This is a genomic window from Streptococcus mitis (genome assembly GCF_023109105.1).
In the GTDB taxonomy this organism is placed as follows: Bacteria; Bacillota; Bacilli; order Lactobacillales; family Streptococcaceae; genus Streptococcus; species Streptococcus mitis_BW.
In genome coordinates this window covers 20,106-41,399 of the sequence record NZ_JALDTZ010000009.1, presented here as the reverse complement: position 1 = coordinate 41,399, position 21,294 = coordinate 20,106, and the positions used below count along the sequence as shown (strand labels likewise).

The following is a 21,294-nucleotide window of genomic DNA, read 5'->3' as shown; positions in this document are numbered from 1 at the left end:
CCTCAAAGCTACAAGGACTACGCAAAAAGAGCCTGTTGCCAAGCTCTTTGTACTCAATGAAAATCAAAGAGCAAACTAGGAAACTAGCCGCAGGCTGCTCAAAACACCGTTTTGAGGTTGTAGATAAGACTGACGAAGTCAGCTCAAAACACCGTTTTGAGGTTGTAGATAAGACTGACGAAGTCAGTAACCATACCTACGGCAAGGCGACGCTGACGTGGTTTGAAGAGATTTTCGAAGAGTAAAGATAAAAAGAGCCTGTTGCCAAGCTCTTTAGTCTATTATTTCTTCTCAGCACGGAGGGCTGACAAGATTTGTGTACGGATATCATCTACACCATTTGGTGTATTTGGTAAAAAGATGGTTTGATTTCCTTTAGAGGCAAAGGTATTCAAGGTATCCAAATACTGGTTGGTCAAGAGGATGGACATGATTTGCTCTTCTGTCATGCCAACATTGGCTTCCTTGAGTTCGGTGATAGACTCTGCCAATCCATCCACAATCGCCTTACGTTGTTGGGCAATCCCCACACCATGAAGGCGGTCTTTTTCTGCTTCGGCTTCAGCTGCAGTGACGATTTTAATCTTATCGGCTTCCGCCAATTCTTGCGCAGCAACCCGCTTACGTTGCGCCGCATTAATTTCATTCATGGATTGCTTAACTTCTGCATCTGGCTCCACCTTAGTAATCAAGGTTTTCACGATAATGTAGCCGTAAGTAGTCATTTCTTCTGCTACTTGGTGTTGAACTTCAAGGGCAATCTCATCTTTTTTCTCAAACAATTCATCCAAGGTTAATTTGGGAACAGAAGAGCGAAGGGCGTCTTCGATATAAGATTTAATCTGAGATTCTGGACGCATGAGTTTATAGTAGGCATCTGTCACGCTCTGCTCATTGACACGATACTGGGTCGCCACATTCATCATAACGAACACATTATCCTTGGTCTTAGTCTCAACCACAATATCGCTTTGCAACAAGCGCAACTGAATCCGCGCTGCAATCGAGTCAATCCCAAAAGGCAAGCGAATATGAATACCGCTATTGGCAACCTTTTGGTATTTCCCAAAGCGTTCAATAATCGCCACCGACTGCTGACGAACCACATAAACTGTACTCAGTGTGACTATCACCAATAGGAGCACACAAACCACCACAAAAATCATCAAAAATGTTGCCATTATCGTGACCTCCATCATTATTTTTTCCTGTATTATAGCACATTTAAAGAAGGTTGTGCACTTTTTGCTGCGATTTTTCCTGAAATGTCAATAATTAGAGGTGAATTGTCACATTGTCGTCTAATCTCTGGCTAAAACAACTCTTTATAAAATGCAATCGCTTTTTTCATTACATTAACTTCTGTAGAATCTACATCCATAGTCCGAGAATGACTTGCCTTAACTTTTCCCTCGTGCTATACTAGTGATTGAAATTAATGAATAGGAGATATTTCATGAAAACAGCAAAAACTACTGTTACAATCCTTTCTACACTTGCTTCTGTCGTCTTATTGGCTAGTTGTGCAACAAAGTCTACAGAAACACAGACAAGCAATAATAGCTCATCTGATAATCAGATTACAATGACATATGACCAACTACGGTCAAGAGAAAACACTATGTCAACCCTTTGGTATCAAAAATCAGCTGAAACTAAAGCTTTATACATACAGGGTTATAACGTTGCAACAAGTCACCTAAAGGAATTGCTCAAAACAGAATCAGACAAACCTTACTCTATCGTTTTAGACTTGGATGAAACTGTCCTAGATAATAGCCCTTATCAAGTACAAAATGTCAAAGATGGTACAGCATTTACACCCGAAAATTGGGATGTTTGGGTTCAAAAAGCTTCAGCAAAAGCCGTCCCAGGTGCCAAAGATTTTCTTCAGTTTGCTGATCAAAACGGTGTCCAAATCTACTATATTTCTGACCGCTCAGCTAATCAAGTAGATGCTACTATTAAAAATCTTGAAAGTGAAGGAATTCCTGTTCAAGGACGTGATCATCTTATGTTCTTAGAAAGTGGTGTAAAATCCAAAGAAGGTCGTCGCCAAAAAGTTCAAGAAAAAACAAACCTTATCTTATTGTTTGGTGATAACCTCGTAGACTTTGCAGATTTTTCTAAGACTTCTGAATCTGACCGTGATAAACAACTTGAAGAATTGCAAAAAGAATTCGGTGAAAAATTCATCATCTTCCCAAATCCAATGTACGGATCATGGGAATCAGCTGTATACGCTGGTAATAAACTAGATGCTAAAGGTCAAGTAGAAGAACGCCAAAAAGCCTTGCAAGGTTTTGATAAATAAAACAAATAAACTAATTCTACATAAAATAAAATTAGCTTACAATCTTCAAAAAGTGGATAGGAAGGAATTCTGATAATCAGAAAACTTTCCTATCCACTTTTATAATTGATATAACATCAAGCTTTTATACATCTGATACTATACTTTTTTTGATTTTAAAGACTTTTTGCCTATCCCCTATATTTCAAGAATTAAGTGAAGTTGATGATCTAAATTTAATGTGATATACTATTTTTGTCATCGGTTACCGATTACGTTCCTATGGGTTCGTGAGAGGAGGTGAAACTAATGAACCTTGCCCCAGAGCTCGTTCTTACTATTGTAGCGGACGTCATAGCAGGAATTATCTTGTATTTCGTCTGCAAATGGCTAGATGGTAAGAAGTAGACCGACTGACTAGCCTGTAAACACCCGTTAAATCGCTAAGATACGTCAAAAAAGCCCTTAACTACTGGCATAGTTAAGGGCTTTGGTGTTCTAATGAACCTTACCCGATAAAATTATTCTAACATACAGGTCCAGATATTTCAAGAGTTTTATTTATTGTTTAAAGTTCCTTAGGTATCTGAAAGGTCTATAATATAGTTAGCTATCTATTACCCAAAAACCGACCAGCTCTTATGAACTAGTCGATTTCTCATCAATGCGCCAACATTTCTTGGGCGATTTCTTGGCCAGATAGGTTATCTGGGTAGTAGGTTGGCCAGTTATCCATTTCTTCAAAGAGGGCTTCTTGGCTTGTGCCTCCAAAGAAGATATGGAAATGTTCTGCCTTAACTGGGGCGATATTGTGGTCACTAAACTGAACATACTTGAATTGTCCAGCGCCAGCATCTGTGGCTTCAAAGAGGAAGCGCACGCCACGATTGCCTTTCTTGTAAGTCAAGATTTTCTTGCCAACATACTTGTAGGTGAATTTCTTACTTTGTCCACCTTGAACAAAGTCCATAGTGTTATCAGTGATATTAATCTTAGTGACATCTGTCTGATAGCTTTTTGTATAGTAGGCCTTGTACTCAGCCTGGGTCATTTTACCAGTCAACTTAGCCTTGTAGTCAAAGACTTGATCAAACGTACCATCTTCAAGGAAAGGATAAACTGATTGCCAGTTACCTACATAGTCACTCAAGGTGCGGTCCTTGACAGCTGCATCCTCGAAGTAACCATTTTGAACTGTCTTGGTATCCTCTGCCTTTTCAGGCTCAATTGCTGGACCTTCTTGGTCTGTTGTTTGTTTTAGAGCCTTGAGATTTTTCTCCATCACGGAGATGTAATTTTCTCCAGCCTTGGTGTCCTCTTCAGTCAAACTTTCTAAAGGATTGAGAACATCTGTTTTGACACCTGCCTCTTTTGAAAGTGTACTAGCAAGGGCCTGTGAGGCATTTTCTTCAAAGTAGATATAGGCAATTTTATTTTTCTTGACATACTCTGTCAATTCTGCCAAGCGAGCAGCTGATGGTTCTGCATCTGGAGAGAGACCTGAGATTGCGACTTGTTTGAGTCCATAGTCCAAAGCAAGGTAGTTAAAGGCTGCGTGTTGCGTTACAAAGCTCTTTTGTTTGGCTTGAGACAAGCCTTCTGTATAAGCCTTATCCAAGGCTTGCAATTTTTCGATATAGGCAGCTGCATTCTTCTCAAAGGTCTCTTTTTTATCAGGATAATCTGCTGACAAGCTATCACGGATGTGTTCCACTAGTTTAATGGCGCGAACTGGTGATAGCCAAACATGGGGATCAAACTCATGGTGATGGCCTTCTTCTCCATGGTCATGGTCTCCCTCTTCTTCCTCGCCACCTGGCAAGAGCAGCATATCGCCTGTCGCCTTGATAGTCTTCACCTTTTTCTTATCCAAAGTATCTAGCAATTTAGGTACCCATGTTTCCATGTTTTCATTTTCATAAACGAAGGTATCTGCGTCTTGGATTTTGGCAACTGCCTTGGCAGAAGGTTCGTATTCATGGGGTTCTGTACCAGCACCGATAAGGAGTTCCACATTAGCAGTATCTCCTGCGACTTGCTTGGTAAATTCATAGACGGGGTAAAAGGTTGTCACAATATTGAGTTTGCCATCTGCCTGCTTTTGATTGGAACAAGCCACTAAAAACAAGGCGCATAGACTGGCGAACAATAAGCTAATTTTTTTCACGTTAGTCTCCTATTTGATAAAACGTCTTACTAAACTAATGAGTAAAAAGACAGTTACAAAAATAATGGTAATACTTGCACTAGCAGGTGTTTCTGCATAATAGGAAATGTAAAGTCCTACTACCATTCCCAAAAATCCAATAGCACTGGCAAGCAGCATAACCGATTTAAAGTTTTTACCCAGACGCAGGGCAATACTAGCTGGCAAGACCATAATGGTCGATACCAGAAGAGCTCCTGCTGCAGGAATCATAAGGGCAATAGCCACCCCTGTCACCATGTTAAAAAGAATAGATATGGTACGAACGGGCAAGCCATCCACAAAGGCCGTATCCTCATCAAAGGTCAAGATATACATCGGACGAAGGAAGAGGAAGGTCAAAATCAAAACAACCGCCGCAATGACAAAGAGGGAAATGACCTGCTCTTCGCTGATAGTCACGATTGAACCAAAAAGATACTGGTCCAAACTCATAGAACTCGAGCTTTTACCCTTGCTCATGACAATCAGAGAAACGGCCAAACCTGTCGACATGAGGATAGCTGTCCCGATTTCCATAAAGCTCTTGTAAACCGTACGGAGATACTCCAGAAAGACCGCCGCAATCAAGACAATAGCAATAGTGGAAATAGTCGGAGAAATCCCCAGAACCAGACCAAAGGCTACACCCGAAAGTGAGACGTGGCTGAGGGTATCACTCATCAAACTCTGACGACGCAAGATGAGGAAGGTTCCCAATACCGGCGAGAAAAGACTCATGGCAATAACGGCCAAAAAGGCCCGTTGCATAAAATCATAAGACAGTAGATTAAGCATGCTCCACCTCCTGGTCACTTTCATGAACATTAAAGCAACGCCATGGCGAATCTTGGTCTCGAACCAGGTGGATGTTGCGATCTGCGTAGTCTTTGACTTCTTCTGGATCGTGAGTAATCATCAAAACAGCCTTGCCATGATGGTGGGCACTATGGTGCATAAGCTCATAAAATTCATTCTTGGTTCCTGCATCCATCCCTGTCGTCGGCTCATCCAAAATAAAGATATCCGGATCTGAAGCAAACATACGTGCGATAACAGCTCTTTGCTTTTGCCCACCAGAGAGAGAACCAATGCGTTTATCCCGATGCTCCCACATCCCAACAGAATCCAAACTAGCCTTGATGTGTTCTTCATCATGGGCATTCAAACGACGGAACCAGCCCTTTCTAGGGTATCGGCCTGATTTTACAAACTCATAAACTGTACTTGGAAAGCCCGCATTAAAACTAGAGATTTGCTGAGGAAGATAGGCAATTCTTAGTTTCGTCCCACGAGTGTTGGTCTTTGAAATAGTAACTTTGCCAAATCTTGGTTGAAGAATGCCCAGACTGGCCTTGATTAGAGTTGTCTTAGCGGCTCCATTTTCCCCTGTCAAGGTAACAAATTCCCCACTATCAACACTATAATTGATATGTTCAAGAACGGGCTCCTTATCATAATAGAAGGATAAATCCTCTACCGTAATATATCTCATTATTTGATTTCTCCTACTAAAGCAGTCAAAAACCGCTGAATCACTTTTTGTTCATTTGGAGTAAACTGAGTTGCCACTTGTTCATAGGTTAAAAGTGTATGCTCATGGTGATGATGATGCTCCTCAGCGATTGGACGAGCCAAATCAGTCAACTGATAAAAAATCACACGCGCATCCTTCGGATCTTTAGATGTTTCCAACATCCCTTCCTTGACCAAAGACTTAATGGCCTTGGTAACTGCTGCCTGGCTGACATTGAGGCGACGCGCCAACTCTGAATTTGTTAAAGATTCCTCTGACAAAAGCATGAGAATGTGCTCCTGAGTATTGGTCAGGGCCACCTCGCTAGTACAATGACCTATTAGGATTTCATGCTGATTTTCAGATTTCAAGATAACCTCATTCAAAAAAGTATCAATTTCCTGCGCAAGCTGTCTCATGTATTACTCCTTTCTTAACTATCACTTTTAGATAAAAGTACCGATAGTCACCGATTCTTTACTGGTTAATTATATCACAAACCAAAAAAGAGTCAAGAAAAAACGTGAAAATAGGCTTCATTCTTGAACTCTTCTATACTATTATCTATTGAAATTCCTTGACATCTCCATCATAAGTCGCCCAATCTTTGCTGAAAAAGCGCTCATTCAAATGATAAGTCGGAGCTGGTGTGGGATTAGACAGGAAAGGATCAACTGCCTTGTCAAAAGCCAACCAACCCAACCACCCAAGGTGAATAGTATCCTTCATAAAGAATGGTTCTCCACCATCCTTAGAAAAATCTGCTATATTTGTAAAACCTTGACTTTCTAACTGGTAACGAATCTTCTGCACCGTTTGTTGGTACATATCCTCCCGCAAACCAGCATAGTCCATCCATTTTTTATTAACAGGTGGAATGATAAAAATCGGGTTTACCTTGGATTTAGAAAACTGGGTTAACACTAATTGTAGGTCATTATATTCTGGCGACTTGAGATAGGTAAAGTTTTTCTGAGAATCCTTTAATTTCGTCAAATCCTTCTTAATCTGCGTATTATAGAAATAATTTTCCATTCCCAGATCATTATTGGAAGTATTCTTTTCAGCATCTGCTTTAACAATATCTTCTATGGCTTGATAAGAAAACTGGTCTGGCAAGGTCTTTAAATACTTACCTACATGCTTATCATATTTGAAATAGCCTCTAACCGAAAACTGACCAAAAAAGGAAGCTTGGCGCTCATTAAAACGAGCCAATAATTCAATCATTTTATCGTCTGCAGTCGACAGTTCTTCTTCACTTGCCAACTTCTGAACCAAATCCTTCATAGCTACGTTTGGGAACTGCTCCAGTAAGCGAGTCGCTGCATATTGACTAGCCTGATCTCCAGATTGATGTGCCAGAAAACTCGTCAACTGATCTCCATTAAAATACTGCTGAAAGGCTGCTGGTTCATAGCCATATTTACTGAACCACTGAGGTGAGATAACATACACAACTTGTTTATTCTCTAGCTGTGGCAACATCTGTTGCATTCCAAAATACTGATTGAGCGATGCAGCTCCTCTCTGTCCTAAAAGATAAGGGCGATAAGAACGATTGTATTTCTCAGCCAATACCGCAGGATGAGCTCCATCAAAACGAAGCCACTCACTGGAGCCAAAGAAGGGAACAAAACGCATATTTGGATCAGATAGGGCTCTGACCTTTTGACTCCTCTCCTTAAAACTTTCAATAGTAATAGCCACCGCCGAACGCTTTTCGACCCCCAAATCATGACGCATCTCAGTAGGATAAAAGAAAATGAGCAGAAAAACCAACAAACCAGCTATCAAGACCGGTCCGAAGATCATCCATAAGCGTTTAAGCATTTTGTAGCTCCACAATACCAGCTATGATTTTATTGGCTGTATTCCAGTCGTCGCGACCAAACTCTGTTACAGGAACACGAATGTCAAAACGGTTTTCAATCTCCACAATTAATTCAACCGTCCCCATACTATCCAAGACACCTGCGTCAAAAAGATCTTCATCCATCATGTCAGAAACATCTTCCATAAACAACTCATCAATAATTTCGATAACTTCTGATTTGATATCCATATTTTATTTCCTTTTATTTTTTAAACCATAAATCATTCAAAAATCCAGAAAAGATTAAGAATGACAGCATGACGACATGGAAGGTGACCACCATGCCAAGCAACTGAATCCAGCGATTCTCAGGTAGAGCAACCTTCCCTGCTTTTTTCCGCTCCTTATTGAGTGTTTTTCTCTTGCGAACCCAAGCGTCATTGATGACCAATCCCAGTCCATGAAAGAGTCCATAGGCGATATAGTACCAGGTCACACCGTGCCAAAATCCCATAATCAGCATATTTACAATGTAAGCCACACTTGAAGTTACATTACGATTTTTAAAGACCTTCTTTCTGGTCAATACCATTACCATCCGCATAAAGACAAAGTCACGGAACCAGAAAGACAGGCTCATATGCCAACGATTCCAAAATTCCTTTAAATCCCTTGACAAAAAGGGCTTATTAAAGTTGATAGGACTACGGATTCCCATCAAGTTTGAGATGGCTAAGGCAAACATAGAGTAACCTGCAAAGTCAAAGAAAAGTTCCAGACCAAAGGTATACATAACTGCCAAGGCATAGAGGTTAAAGAAGCCACCTGACTGCAAGGCTAAATTCTTCAGAGGAGGCAACAAGGTCTCTCCTAAAACATGAGCTAGGATAAATTTATACAAAAAGCCCCACATGATATAGCGAACAGATTCTTCCAGCATATCCATCAACTCATCCCGCTCAGGAATGGTCTGATAATTTTCATTAAACCGCTTAAAGCGGTCGATTGGGCCACTTGAAAAGGTCGGCATGAAGAGAAGAAAGCGGAGGAATTCCCAGAGGGTAAAATCCTTAATCACTCCATCTCTCAGCTCGATGATAATCCCAACCGAACGAAAAGTCAGGTAGGAAATTCCCAAGAATCCCAGCAAAGACTGCGTTCCATTGATAGCTGGCTGCACCTTGACAAAGATAATGGGAAGTAAGGACAGAAAACTGACTAGGTAGAAGACCCACTTGCCATCCTTACTTTTTCGATAGTGCTTGTAGAAAAGCAGGAGCAATATTTCCCAGCACAGATAAATACCCAAGGCAGCCAATTGATTAGTCTTCCCACCTACCAACATAGTGACGATGAAGAAGAAACTAACTAGTACTTCATACCAGGCGAATCGTTTCTTGAAAAAGAGACCGATAAAGATGGGCAAGGTTGCAGCAATCACATAGACAAAATACTGAGGATTACCATATGGCTCTAAATGAGGAAGCTGTTGAAAGAACTCCATCATCTCTTATTCACCTCATTAATCAATCCTTTGATGTCAATCTTCCCATTTGGAGTCAGTGGCAAACTATCTCGATAAAGGAATTTGGACGGCATCATGTAGGACATCATGATATCTGTCAAATCTTCCTTGATAGCCTTGGTAATATCGATATCACGTTCAAACTGCTCACGGACACCGTCTTTTAAGATGACATAGGCCAATAGATTTTGTACCTTGTGGTCCTTGTTATAACGTGGCACAGCAACAGCAGACTCGATAAAACGAGACTTATTAAGATTTTGAGAAACATCTTCTAATTCAATGCGGTAACCGTTGAATTTAATCTGGAAATCCATGCGTCCACCGTAGAGAAGCAAGCCTTCATCTGTCATGGTTCCCACATCACCTGTGTGATAGGCTGGCAGTCCTTCGAACTCAAAGAAAGCTTCTGCCGTTTTTTCAGGATTGTTCATATAGCCTTTTGAAACAGCTGGTCCTGAGACAATGATTTCTCCCTGTTCACCATTGGGAACTTTCTTACCTTCCTCATCAATGATAAAGGTTGGAGAATCAGCCTTGGTATAGCCGATTGGTAGACGTTTGAGAGTCGTCAACATCTCGTCTGTCACGGCAACAACTGACAAAGCCACTGTCGCTTCTGTTGGGCCGTAGGCATTGATAATACGGGCATGTGGGAAACGCTCACGCAGTTTTTGAGCCGTTTTGACCGTCAATTCTTCTCCATCAAAGTAGAAATGCGTGATACCTGGCATTTTCTCACTGTTAAAGTCTTCAGACAACATGGCCATATCCGCAAAAGAAGGTGTTGATGTCCAGATAGCGATTGGCAATGAAAAGATGGTCGCAAAGAGTTGCTTAAAGTCCTGAGTAATGGCAGATGGAAGAGCAAAAAGTGTACCACCTAGCGCCAAGGTCGGTGCCCAGTACATGACGGACAGGTCAAATGAATAAGGTGGCTGAGCTAGCATTTGCGGACGACTTGGCGTCGCAAATTCCTTATCCGTAATTATCCAGTTGGTAAAGCTGAGGAGGTTATCATGGGAAATCTGCACCCCCTTGGGTTTACCAGTCGTGCCAGAAGTAAAGATAATGTAGTAGTTATCATCTCCCTTGACTGGATGCGTCATCTCATAGCTAGTCCCTTGAGCAAAGGCTTCTTGAACCTGAGCTAGAGTCAACATCGGTGTAGAAACCTGCTCCAATGGAAAATCTGAGATGGCAATAATCAAGCTTGGCTCTGCTACTTCTAAAATAGCCGAAACTCGCTCCAAGGCCGAATGACTATCAATGGGAATGTAGGCATGACCTGACTTAGTCAACGCTACAAAAGTTGCCAACATTTCATATTCTTGGCCACCAAAAACAACCACAGGAGACTTCTCTGGCAAATCTAGTTGGTCAATGGCTGCAGCCAAACTATCCGAATCAGCCTTTAAATCTCCATAAGTGTGTTCCTGACCCAAAACATTATAGACAGGATAGCTAGGCTGGGTCTGAGCAAAATGCTCAATGGTTTTAATCATATCTGCTATTGGTTTATTTGACACAATAGGGATTCTCCTTCAAGTTAAAATTCATTATAGATAAAGCTTCCTTGACCCTGTCCAAGATAGCTAAAGAAGTAAAGCAGCCCTAGAAAGATAAGAAAATACAAGGCTATCCTACCAAGAAAGAGGTACAATTCTTTTCTCTGTTTCATCAAGAAAACCATTCATTTCTGTAATTTTTCGCTAAAATAAGAGTGATTCTTACTAGCTTATTTTTCTACCATTGTACCACTTTATATAGTATTTTTTCAATCGTTTACCGTAGATTTTCACTAGATTTCAGCTTATTTTAAGGATTATGCGGTTTTTCTATGTATATTTTAAATAGAGTGATCCTGGTTCAAAACTCCATTTCAGGAGACAACGAAGTAAATCTTCCCATAACAAAACGCACAATATCAAGTTTTTTCAATACCTGATACTATGCGCTTTTCTGATTTTTAAAGACTTTTTAATCCGTCTCTCATTTAAAATAGTCTCGTCTGATATAAATTAAAACAGCTTCTATCATCAGACAAATGGCTGATAGCCAAAAACTTATGCTAATACCAAAACTCTCAGTAATATAGCTCATTAGCAAAACAAATACTGAAAATGATAGTGTCGAAATCACTTCAAGAACGGAATAGACATTAACCAAATGATTTTCCTCTACTGTTTCCTGAAGAAATACACTTTCAGGAACTTCTTTTAGTTGCGATAACATACCAACTAAAGCTGAAAATACTAAAAACATCTGTGCGTTTGGAAAATATAGAATAGTCAGTGTCACTATTGCCATGGCTACTAGAGGAAAAAGAATACTTTCCCATTTAGCAGCGAGGAACTTTTCAGATAGACTAAAAGCAATTAAGCCACTAATTATAATACCAATAGAGTATGCTGTATTAGAATATCCCCAGTAACTTTCCGTTTTATTTAATAACTCCGTTACAAAAACAAGCATAATGGAAGAAACCCAAATTGTATTTGAGAAAATTTCAAATAAATTTGCTGATACAAAAAGTCTCAATCTAGGATCTCTAGCAACCAACTTCCAACCTTTGAGCAAAATTTCAAGATTAGTTTCTGACTCTAACACCTCCACTTCAGCGTTAGGAAGAAATAACATCAGAAAGCTAGAAATTATATACAACATTAAAATTATAAACGTGGTAGGTAACAGACCAATTGTTGCAAACAAGAGTCCACCTAACCCCCACCCCACCAATTGAACGGCTTCACCACTCATTGATAAGGCTGAGTTAGCCTTACCCAAATCAGTCGCATAGCGCGGCACAATAGCATAGGAAACAGGTGCTGCACAACCATCTAATATGGAAATTGCAACAACAAATAGATAGATTACCGAAGGCGCTACTGATTGCATTACGGTAAACATTCCTACCAATATCGTCAATAATATAGTCTTTCCAAATTGGGATAAAGATAAAACCCTATTTAGCGCTAACCTTTTAGTAACCAAAGGAACTAAAAGACTCGCAACAAAAGAGGATATCCCTATTAAAATGGGAACTAGTGATGTGGCAATTACTGATTTTGAAATAATGTATATGTTAGCAATGATTGTTACTCTAAAGAAAATATCTGCTAAATTCGAAAACAATTGAGAGACTAACAACTTGATAAATGAATTAGACATACAGCTCTCCTATCTTAGTTGCCAACTTTGGAATTAAATTTGATTTTTAATATTTTAGCATAAAATAGCAGAAAACAAAAGTGATGGTTTTCACATGAAAAAGCCTGAGATTTTCATCTCAAGCCCTATCAACATAATTGTTTTCTAGATTAGAAAAGTGAGAATACAAGCACGGCCAAGACTGCACCGATAACAGGTCCCACAACAGGGATCCAAGCGTAAGACCAGTCTCCGTCTCCCTTGTTTGAAATTGGAAGGATACTGTGCATGATACGAGGTCCAAGGTCACGCGCAGGGTTCAAGGCATAACCTGTTGTCCCACCTAGTGATAGACCGATACCGACAATCAATGTTCCCACTGCAAAGGTTCCGATTCCTGCTTGAAGGTCATAAAGTCCCAAGGCAAAGATTGTCAATACCAATACAAAGGTTCCAAGGATTTCACTAATCAAGTTTGATACAGTATCTTTGATAGCTGGTCCTGTGCTAAAAGTAGCCAAAATATTTCCTGCATTTTCTTCTGCCTCATAGTGAGGTTTGAATTGCAACCAAACCAAAATCTGACCAAACATAGCTCCTGCAAACTGAGCTAGGATATAAGGGAATACTGAAGCCCAAGGTAAGTCACCTTTTAAAGCCACACCAATTGTCACAGCTGGGTTTAAATGAGCTGGACTGAGTTTTCCAGATACAAAGACTGCAACCGCAACTGCAATCCCCCAACCCATAGTAATCACAATCCAACCGGCATTGTTGCTCTTGGTTTTAGGAAGAACCACACCTGCTACAACACCATTTCCTAGAAGAATAAGGATTAAAGTCCCTAGAAATTCTCCAAATAATTCATTCATCATCTTTCTGTCTCCATTAAAAAGAAGGGGCGGGCGGCAAGGAATGCTGCCCTCCACCTCTTTTATTTTTTCTTAATTTTTTAATTCTGCTAAATCGTTGTTAGCGAGAGCCGCTTCGACATCCGCACGATAGCCTGCTTTTTCTTCTTCTGACCAATCATAGAATCGTCCCATTTCATTCAAAACTGGTTCAACGATGCTATCCAAACTATCACGCATAAAGAGCATGTGGTTGGTACGACGAAGAAGGAAGTCAACCGGGCTAAGAGCCAACTCGTTGCGCATTGCATAGTGAAGGGACAAGGTATCTGCCAAGCTGAGTCCTGGTGCTTGTTCCAAACTATGAGCAAGAGCAAAGACCTTCGGTGCATTTGAACCGTAAAGATTTGCTAGGTAATGAGCTTCCTTGCTATCCAAACCACGTGACACTCCAAGTTGCGCAAAGGCTTCGATTTCTGAGTCCACATTTGCTGGGTTCAATTCCCCACCTGAAACAGGGTAAGTCTTAGAATTGATGAGTTTAAAGCTACGGTCAAATTCTGATTTGAGGATGTCAACCACGCGCTCCATAGCTCCTTCAGCCATCTTACGGTAGTCTGTGATTTTACCACCAGCAAGGGTCAAGAGACCATTATCGTCTCGGTCCAAGCTAGAACCACGAGAAACTGCAGATGGATCCAAATGCTTCTCAGATGTGCTACTTTCAAGTTTGCTGACAGCAGACTCAACATCTTCACGCGTTTTTTCTTTAGAGAGATAAGATTCAACAGTCGCAATCAAGTTGTTAAAGCTTTCATCACTGATTGTACCGTTATTTCCTCCATTATAGTCAGAAGCGCTATTGCCTGCGATCAATGGACGAAGACCTGCCCAGCTACTTTCAATGTCAGCAACTGTAATATTCGCTTCTGGGAAGCGGTTGTTGACAATACCAAGTAGGTAATCTACATCTTCTTGAGTTACTTTTGGATGTTCCAAATCACCTGTGTAGTCTGTATCCGTTGTACCAAAGTAAGTCTTGTTTTCACGTGGGAGAACAAAGACCATACGGCCATCACCCAAACCTGTATCAAAGTAAACTGGCTGTGAAACCTTGATCTTGCTTGAATCCACTACCAAGTGAACTCCCTTAGTTGGACGCATTTGTGAGAATTGGGTTCCCATATTAGACAAATTGCGTACCTTGTCGCTCCAAGGACCTGTTGTATTGATAACCAGACGGGCCTTGATTTCAAAGACTTGGTCTGTCAACAAATCACGAGCTACAACACCTGTAATCTTGCCACTTTCGTCAAAGAGGAAGCCTTCTGCCTTCACGTGGTTAGCAATGAGGGCACCGTCTTGGTTGGCACGTTTGATGTTTTCAATCACAAGACGCGCATCGTTGTTACGGAAGTCAAGATAGACCCCACCTCCTACCAAACCTTCTTTCTTCAAGTTTGGCTGGCGTTCCAAGACTTCTTCCTTGCTCAAAACCTTGTTAGCAGCTGGTGTGTTGTTAACTCCTGCCAAAAGGTCATACAAGTCCATGGCTACTTTGAGACGAAAGAGGCTAAAGGTTGCTCCTTCTTCTTCATAAACTGGCAAGAGCATTGGGTCCGGTTTTGGAATGTGTGGAGCAATTTGTTGTACCACTGCACGTTCTGAAACTGTATCTGATACCACTTCTACGTCGAATTGTTTGAGGTAACGAAGACCGCCGTGAACCAATTTTGTTGAACGGCTGGATGTTCCTTCTGCGAAGTCCTGCATTTCAATCAAACCAGTATCTAGACCACTAGCTGCTGCCTGTAAAGCTACACCAGCCCCTGTGATTCCTCCACCGATAATCAAGAGGTCCAGGGTACGTTCCTGCATTTTTTTAATTGATAATTCACGTGTTTTCTTTGAAAATTCCATATTTACACACTTTCTAACTGAGTCGCTTTATTCTTCCAGTATTAGTCGTCTACTTCCGCAAAGACTTGGGTTGCTTTCACAGCTTTCTTCCAGCCCTTGTAGAGTTGTTCCTTGCGAGATTCGTTCATAGATGGTTCAAAGAGTTCTCCTGTCTCGTTCAAGAGTTTCAACTCATCCAAGTCCTTCCAATAGCCCACTGACAAACCTGCTAGGAAGGCTGCACCTAGAGCTGTTGTTTCCAAGTTTTTGGCGCGTGCGATATCGATTCCCAAAATGTCAGCTTGGAACTGCATGAGGAAGTTGTTCATAGCTGCACCACCATCCACCTTCAAGACTTGGATAGCTGTCTGAGCATCCACTTGCATGGTGTCGATGATGTCACGCACTTGATAAGCGATAGATTGAAGAGTTGCCTTGATAAAGTCTTCTTTAGTTGTTCCACGAGTTAAGCCAAAGACAGAACCGCGAGCGTTTTGGTTCCAGTATGGAGCTCCTAAACCTGTAAAGGCTGGAACAACATAAACTTCATCGTTGTTGTGAGAATCACGGGCATATTTTTCAGATTCTGGTGAATTTTCGACCATGCGAAGTCCATCACGAAGCCACTGAATGGCACTTCCTGCGATGAAAATAGCCCCTTCCAAGGCATAGTAAACCTTGCCGTTAATTCCGTAACCAATGGTTGTCAAGAGGTTGTTCTCAGACAACTGCATCTCTTCACCAGTATTCATGATGATGAAAGAACCTGTTCCATAAGTATTTTTAACCATACCAGGTTCAAAGGCCAACTGTCCAAAGAGGGCTGCCTGTTGGTCCCCAGCCATACCTGAGATTGGGACTTCTCCACCATAGAAATGGAATGGGGCTGTCTTACCGTAGATTTCAGAGTTAGAACGAACCTCAGGCAACATTGCTTTAGGAATATTGAGGATTTCTAAAATCTCATCATCCCATTTGAGTTCTTTAATGTTATAAAGCATGGTACGAGCTGCATTTGAGTAGTCAGTCACGTGAGCCGCACCGTCAGTCAATTTCCAAACCAACCAAGTATCGATGGTACCAAAGAGCAATTCCCCTTTTTCTGCTCGCTCTTGAGCGCCTTCTACATGATCCAAAATCCAACGAACCTTGGTCGCAGAGAAGTAAGCATCGATGATCAAACCAGTCTTTTCATGGAATTTTTCCACATAACCTTGGTTTTTCAGTTGTTCAGCCAGAGGAGCAGTTTGGCGTGATTGCCAAACGATAGCATTGTAGATAGGAAGCCCTGTTTTCTTATCCCAAACAACCGTTGTTTCACGTTGGTTGGTAATCCCGATTGCTTCGATTTGATTTGGCTTGACACCACTTTCGATGAAAGCTCCCGCAATAACTGACTGAACAGAGTTCCAAATTTCATTGGCATTATGCTCTACCCAACCTGCCTGAGGAAAAATCTGAGTAAACTCTTTTTGACTCGAGCTAACCTTTTCTCCTTTTTTGTTGAAAATGATGGCACGAGAACTTGTAGTTCCCTGGTCAATGGCCATAATGTATTTTTCTTGTGACATGTGCTGTCCTCCTCATAAAGATCTTGAGGATGTTTCCTCTTTACACTTACTAGTATACAAAATAAAGCGCTTTCCTGTTTATCAACTTTTTTTAATTTTTAAAAAAATGTGAGGAGATTGTGCGAATTTCACAAAAAAGACCTGGAAGAACCAAGCCTTTTAAGTGAATAATAACTGACGAATCCCTGCCAAATCTTCCAAATCCAAGTCGTTTTTTAAATAATAAACTGGAGTCTGTTCCTTCTTATGAATCGGGTTATTGGTAACCAGCAAATCATAATGTCGAGTTCGGTCATAGGCTTCAATGGTAATAAAACGATTGTATTCCAAATACCGTTTCAAAATGGCGGCCATCCTTGAAAAGACAAGAAAACCAGATGTCAAATCCAGACCAATCCGCATATGCTGGCCACCGTTTTCAGCCATATATTCAATTAACTGGAGCCATTCCCAGAGAATTTTCTTATCCAAATCCGTCCCCTGATGAAAGGCAGGTAGAGCATGAAAAATCTCTTCTGCTGTCTCTTTAAAATCATGTTCCATCAGCAAATAAGGATGACGATTCTCTAACTGGTACTTATAGCGGTCCTGTAAGATATAACCCTTATATAGATAGACTTGAGCACAAAGCTGACTGAGTTCATAGGTGACATGGTCCTCTGTATAGTCCCCCAATAGTTCCTCCTTCTTCATTTCTTGAATCAATTGCGTCAGTAAAGCTGCCAACTGCCCTCCAAAACCAAGAATATACTCCATAGTATGAAGAGGAAGAATACGATGAGATAGGAGAAATGAGAAGAAAATCATCATCTCTCCATCCTCAATTCCGAGAGGAAGGTGTTGCCCAGCAAAAAAGGACGGAGCCTTTCGGTGCAAACGAAGGTAGAAAATATTGTCAAAATACCCTCGCATTTTCTCTTCTATGACTTGAAACTGACAGGCATTGACCCGAAGACGCTGTTGACTGATATGAGCCCAGAGAACCAAGTCCAATTTCTGACCCGAAGACAAACTTGCACCGCAGATTTCTTCTAAAGTGGCAATCTCCTGTTTTCTCTCTGGTTTCTGCATGTGACCTTCCCATTCCTGACTCGACCAGACCTTGCGGAAAAGACAGAAATAGAAATAGCGAATCTGATGCTCTGGACCTCGCCAACGTCCATTCTGGATGGATAAATCAAATTCTGACAAAATCTGATTTAAGCTAGCTAAGTGGCGACCAAGTGTAGCCTCACTAATCATCAATTCTTGAGCCAGCTGATGGGCTAAAAACTGTTGGTGGTAGAGAAGATAAACCAAAATCTGGTATTTAACAGCATTCTCCAAAAACAAGCTCCGAATATCTCTCCCCTTGGTAGCTGCACCGATCGATAGACGCAGATTTTCATCTTCTAAGTGAATATTCAGCTCTAAGCCACTATCCAAAGCCTTGTCATTGAGCAGGGTGACATATTTGGTTAGAGTTGCTTTTGAAAATCCTGTTTCCTCCATTACAGCCTTGACGGTCGTCTGAGACTCTTGTAATAGAAAGGAAAGGATTGAAAATTGGCCAGATTCAGCCTTTTCCATCAAATCTCCTAAATACATTTGTTACCCCTTTCATTTTCTACCTTAAGCATAGCATAAATCTTAGAAATGCTGAAATAATCTGTTTCTCTTTTTATTTTCATGCTGATTTCCTGGTCCATTATCCTAAAAATCAGCAAACACACGGCTCCCCCTTTGGGCATTTTTATGCTAAAATGGTAGCTATGGATAAAATTATTAAAACTATATCAGAAAGCGGAGCCTTTCGTGCTTTTGTCCTTGACAGCACAGAAACAGTCCGCACTGCTCAAGAAAAACACCAAACCCAAGCTAGCTCAACTGTAGCACTTGGTCGAACTCTTATCGCTAGCCAGATTCTCGCAGCCAATGAAAAAGGAAATACCAAACTAACAGTTAAAGTGCTGGGCTCTAGCTCTCTAGGTGCCATTATCACGGTCGCTGATACCAAGGGGAATGTCAAAGGCTATGTTCAAAATCCTGGTGTTGACATCAAAAAGACTGCAACTGGTGAAGTTCTAGTCGGACCTTTTGTTGGAAATGGTCAATTTCTCGTTATCACAGACTACGGTACTGGAAATCCTTACAACTCTATGACTCCTCTCATCTCTGGAGAAATCGGCGAAGACCTTGCCTTTTACCTGACTGAAAGTCAACAAACGCCTTCAGCAGTCGGTCTCAATGTCCTTTTGGACGAAGAAGACAAGGTTAAGGTTGCAGGTGGTTTCCTAGTTCAAGTCTTGCCAGGAGCCAAGGAAGAAGAGATTGCTCGCTTTGAAAAACGCATCCAAGAAATGCCAGCTATCTCAACTCTTCTAGAAAGTGAAGACCATATTGAAGCCCTCCTCAAGGCTATCTACGGTGACGAGGCCTACAAGCGTCTTTCTGAAGAAGAAATCCGTTTCCAATGTGACTGTAGCCATGAGCGCTTTATGAACGCTCTTGCCAGCCTTCCAAGCTCAGACTTACAGGAAATGAAAGAGGAAGATCACGGGGCAGAAATCACTTGTCAATTCTGCCAAACAACTTACAACTTTGATGAAAACGACCTGGAGGAACTCATTCGTGACAAATCTTAATACACCCTTTATGATTGGCAATGTTGAGATTCCCAATCGTACCGTTCTAGCGCCTATGGCTGGTGTGACAAACTCAGCCTTTCGTACTATTGCAAAAGAGCTCGGAGCTGGACTCGTTGTCATGGAAATGGTCTCTGACAAGGGAATCCAATACAACAACGAAAAAACCCTGCACATGCTTCATATCGATGAAGGCGAAAACCCTGTCTCTATCCAACTTTTTGGTAGTGATGAAGACAGCCTAGCACGCGCAGCAGAATTCATCCAAGAAAACACCAAAACCGATATCGTGGATATCAACATGGGCTGCCCAGTTAACAAAATCGTGAAGAACGAAGCTGGCGCTATGTGGCTCAAGGATCCAGACAAGATCTACTCTATCATCAACAAGGTCCAATCTGTCCTTGATATCCCCCTTACTGTCAAAATGCGTACCGGCTGGTCCGATCCATCTCTTGCAGTTGAAAATGCCCTCGCTGCTGAAGCTGCAGGCGTTTCTGCCCTCGCCATGCATGGTCGTACCCGTGAGCAAATGTATACAGGTCACGCAGACCTTGAGACCCTTCACAAGGTCGCTCAAGCTTTGACCAAGATTCCATTTATCGCCAACGGTGATATCCGTACGGTCCAAGAAGCCAAACAACGCATCGAAGAAGTCGGTGCTGACGCAGTCATGATTGGCCGCGCTGCCATGGGAAATCCTTACCTCTTTAATCAAATCAACCATTACTTTGAAACTGGAGAAATCCTTCCTGATTTGACCTTTGAAGACAAGATGAAAATCGCCTACGAACACTTGAAACGATTGATTAACCTCAAAGGGGAAAATGTCGCAGTTCGTGAGTTCCGTGGCCTCGCTCCACACTACCTCCGTGGAACATCTGGCGCTGCCAAACTCCGTGGAGCCATTTCACAAGCTAGCACCCTAGCAGAGATTGAAGCCCTCTTGCAATTGGATAAGGCTTAATAGACCAAAACCCGTAACTCTCTTAAAGGTTACGGGTTTTTGATTGTAAAAATTCAAATACTGAGAGTTATACTCAATGAAAATCAAAGAGCAAACTAGGAAACTAGCTGCAGGCTGTACTTGAGTACGGCAAGGCGACGTTGACGTGGTTTGAATTTGATTTTCGAAGAGTATTATTATTGACTCAAAGCAACACTGGAGACCTTGCCATCCGCTCCTGTTGTAATTTGGATGATTTTTCCTCCACCGATTTTGGCATTATACTTACCATCGTCAAGAGTATAAGAATAGCCTTTGATAGAGTAGTTTTCTTTCTTTCCATCAGCAGATTCTACTGTAAATTGACCACCTGATGAAACTGTGATGGTTTCGCCATTGGCTCCCTTCCAATTGCCCGATGCAGCTGAGAAATCACCATCTACCATGGTTAAAACACCCTTGTATCGTTTATTTTGCTCTGCTTGCTTGTCTTGAAGTTTGCGGTCAGTTGTTGGATCATAGCTTGATTGGTTAGACTGAGTTTGAGAAGCCTGTTGAGTTGAAGGAGCCTGAGCAGGAGTTTGTTGACTAGCAGACTGTTGATTAGCTACTTCTTGACCTTGTCTTTGCTCTGTTGCAGGTGCCGCTTGTGATGGTGTTGCACTTGCTGAAGACTGCTCGGTAGACGCCTTGGCCTTTTCAGATGAAGCTGAACTTGAGGACTTCTGAGTCTTGCCTTCTTTGCTAGAAGAAGCTGCTTTAGAGCTTGATGATTGGCTTGTCTTAACAGAACTGCTTGCTTGAGTTGTTTCCTCTTTATTTCCACAAGCTCCTAATAGCAAGGTAGAAGCCAATACAGTCGCTGCCATCAATTTGATATAGGTTTTCTTTTTCATTTTTTCACTCCTTTGTTATACT

20 protein-coding genes are annotated in these 21,294 nt (G+C 41.4%); 4 read left to right on the top strand and 16 right to left on the bottom strand.

Going from position 1 to position 21,294, the window contains the following annotated elements; translation table 11 throughout:
• The first annotated feature begins 56 nt into the window (after positions 1 to 56).
• A complete protein-coding gene (locus tag M1F37_RS06505; RefSeq protein ID WP_247935191.1) occupies positions 57 to 245 on the top strand; it encodes a hypothetical protein in 189 nt (62 codons plus the stop codon).
• Positions 246 to 281: 36 nt separating this feature from the next.
• Here the strand turns inward: M1F37_RS06505 and M1F37_RS06500 are convergent, their stop codons facing one another.
• Positions 282 to 1,166 (bottom strand): SPFH domain-containing protein, encoded by an 885-nt coding sequence (locus tag M1F37_RS06500; protein ID WP_004235732.1) that lies wholly within the window; start codon positions 1,164 to 1,166, stop codon positions 282 to 284.
• 290 nt (positions 1,167 to 1,456) lie between these two features.
• Here M1F37_RS06500 and M1F37_RS06495 point away from each other — a divergent pair, with 290 nt between their 5' ends.
• Entirely contained in the window at positions 1,457 to 2,314 is an 858-nt protein-coding gene (locus tag M1F37_RS06495) for a 5'-nucleotidase, lipoprotein e(P4) family (protein ID WP_247935190.1), read from the top strand.
• A 640-nt stretch (positions 2,315 to 2,954) separates the two neighbouring features.
• Here M1F37_RS06495 and adcA read toward each other — a convergent pair.
• The 14 genes from adcA to M1F37_RS06425 all read right to left on the bottom strand — a co-directional run bounded on the left by adcA (position 2,955) and on the right by M1F37_RS06425 (position 18,393).
• Positions 2,955 to 4,460: a zinc ABC transporter substrate-binding protein AdcA gene (gene adcA, locus M1F37_RS06490; RefSeq protein WP_247935189.1), complete on the bottom strand. Its 1,506-nt coding sequence runs from the start codon at positions 4,458 to 4,460 to the stop codon at positions 2,955 to 2,957.
• 9 nt (positions 4,461 to 4,469) lie between these two features.
• Positions 4,470 to 5,276, bottom strand: a complete 807-nt coding sequence (locus M1F37_RS06485) for a metal ABC transporter permease (RefSeq protein ID WP_247935188.1) — start codon at positions 5,274 to 5,276, stop codon at positions 4,470 to 4,472.
• On the bottom strand, positions 5,269 to 5,973 hold the full coding sequence (locus M1F37_RS06480; protein WP_247935187.1) for a metal ABC transporter ATP-binding protein: 705 nt from the start codon (positions 5,971 to 5,973) through the stop codon (positions 5,269 to 5,271). The genes M1F37_RS06485 and M1F37_RS06480 overlap by 8 nt, the downstream gene beginning before the upstream one ends.
• The gene (gene adcR / locus M1F37_RS06475; RefSeq protein WP_153224128.1) at positions 5,973 to 6,413 is read right to left on the bottom strand and encodes a zinc-dependent transcriptional regulator AdcR; all 441 of its coding nucleotides are present in this window, start codon (positions 6,411 to 6,413) and stop codon (positions 5,973 to 5,975) included. The genes M1F37_RS06480 and adcR overlap by 1 nt, the downstream gene beginning before the upstream one ends.
• A gap of 145 nt (positions 6,414 to 6,558) precedes the next feature.
• Positions 6,559 to 7,827 (bottom strand): D-alanyl-lipoteichoic acid biosynthesis protein DltD, encoded by a 1,269-nt coding sequence (gene dltD, locus M1F37_RS06470; protein ID WP_247935186.1) that lies wholly within the window; start codon positions 7,825 to 7,827, stop codon positions 6,559 to 6,561.
• The gene (gene dltC / locus M1F37_RS06465) at positions 7,820 to 8,059 is read right to left on the bottom strand and encodes a D-alanine--poly(phosphoribitol) ligase subunit DltC (RefSeq protein WP_000351967.1); all 240 of its coding nucleotides are present in this window, start codon (positions 8,057 to 8,059) and stop codon (positions 7,820 to 7,822) included. The genes dltD and dltC overlap by 8 nt, the downstream gene beginning before the upstream one ends.
• 13 nt (positions 8,060 to 8,072) lie before the next feature.
• Positions 8,073 to 9,317, bottom strand: a complete 1,245-nt coding sequence (dltB, locus tag M1F37_RS06460; RefSeq protein ID WP_247935185.1) for a D-alanyl-lipoteichoic acid biosynthesis protein DltB — start codon at positions 9,315 to 9,317, stop codon at positions 8,073 to 8,075.
• A complete protein-coding gene (gene dltA, locus M1F37_RS06455; protein WP_247935184.1) occupies positions 9,314 to 10,864 on the bottom strand; it encodes a D-alanine--poly(phosphoribitol) ligase subunit DltA in 1,551 nt (516 codons plus the stop codon). Before dltA ends, dltB begins: the two co-directional genes overlap by 4 nt.
• 20 nt (positions 10,865 to 10,884) lie before the next feature.
• Complete coding sequence (locus M1F37_RS06450) at positions 10,885 to 11,016, bottom strand: teichoic acid D-Ala incorporation-associated protein DltX (RefSeq protein ID WP_247935183.1); 132 nt, start codon at positions 11,014 to 11,016, stop codon at positions 10,885 to 10,887.
• Between the two features lie 311 nt (positions 11,017 to 11,327).
• Complete coding sequence (locus M1F37_RS06445; protein ID WP_247935182.1) at positions 11,328 to 12,506, bottom strand: ryptide export MFS transporter; 1,179 nt, start codon at positions 12,504 to 12,506, stop codon at positions 11,328 to 11,330.
• Between the two features lie 149 nt (positions 12,507 to 12,655).
• Entirely contained in the window at positions 12,656 to 13,360 is a 705-nt protein-coding gene (locus tag M1F37_RS06440) for an MIP/aquaporin family protein (RefSeq protein WP_247935181.1), read from the bottom strand.
• A gap of 69 nt (positions 13,361 to 13,429) precedes the next feature.
• Complete coding sequence (gene glpO / locus M1F37_RS06435; protein WP_247935180.1) at positions 13,430 to 15,256, bottom strand: type 1 glycerol-3-phosphate oxidase; 1,827 nt, start codon at positions 15,254 to 15,256, stop codon at positions 13,430 to 13,432.
• Positions 15,257 to 15,297: 41 nt separating this feature from the next.
• Complete coding sequence (gene glpK, locus M1F37_RS06430; RefSeq protein WP_247935179.1) at positions 15,298 to 16,806, bottom strand: glycerol kinase GlpK; 1,509 nt, start codon at positions 16,804 to 16,806, stop codon at positions 15,298 to 15,300.
• A 159-nt stretch (positions 16,807 to 16,965) separates the two neighbouring features.
• Positions 16,966 to 18,393: a helix-turn-helix domain-containing protein gene (locus tag M1F37_RS06425; RefSeq protein ID WP_247935178.1), complete on the bottom strand. Its 1,428-nt coding sequence runs from the start codon at positions 18,391 to 18,393 to the stop codon at positions 16,966 to 16,968.
• Positions 18,394 to 18,557: 164 nt separating this feature from the next.
• Here M1F37_RS06425 and hslO point away from each other — a divergent pair, with 164 nt between their 5' ends.
• On the top strand, positions 18,558 to 19,430 hold the full coding sequence (gene hslO / locus M1F37_RS06420) for an Hsp33 family molecular chaperone HslO (RefSeq protein ID WP_000357854.1): 873 nt from the start codon (positions 18,558 to 18,560) through the stop codon (positions 19,428 to 19,430).
• On the top strand, positions 19,417 to 20,397 hold the full coding sequence (gene dusB / locus M1F37_RS06415) for a tRNA dihydrouridine synthase DusB (RefSeq protein WP_000183317.1): 981 nt from the start codon (positions 19,417 to 19,419) through the stop codon (positions 20,395 to 20,397). The genes hslO and dusB overlap by 14 nt, the downstream gene beginning before the upstream one ends.
• Before the next feature lie 176 nt (positions 20,398 to 20,573).
• Here dusB and M1F37_RS06410 read toward each other — a convergent pair whose 3' ends face one another.
• A complete protein-coding gene (locus tag M1F37_RS06410) occupies positions 20,574 to 21,272 on the bottom strand; it encodes a hypothetical protein (protein WP_247935177.1) in 699 nt (232 codons plus the stop codon).
• Positions 21,273 to 21,294 lie beyond the last annotated feature (22 nt).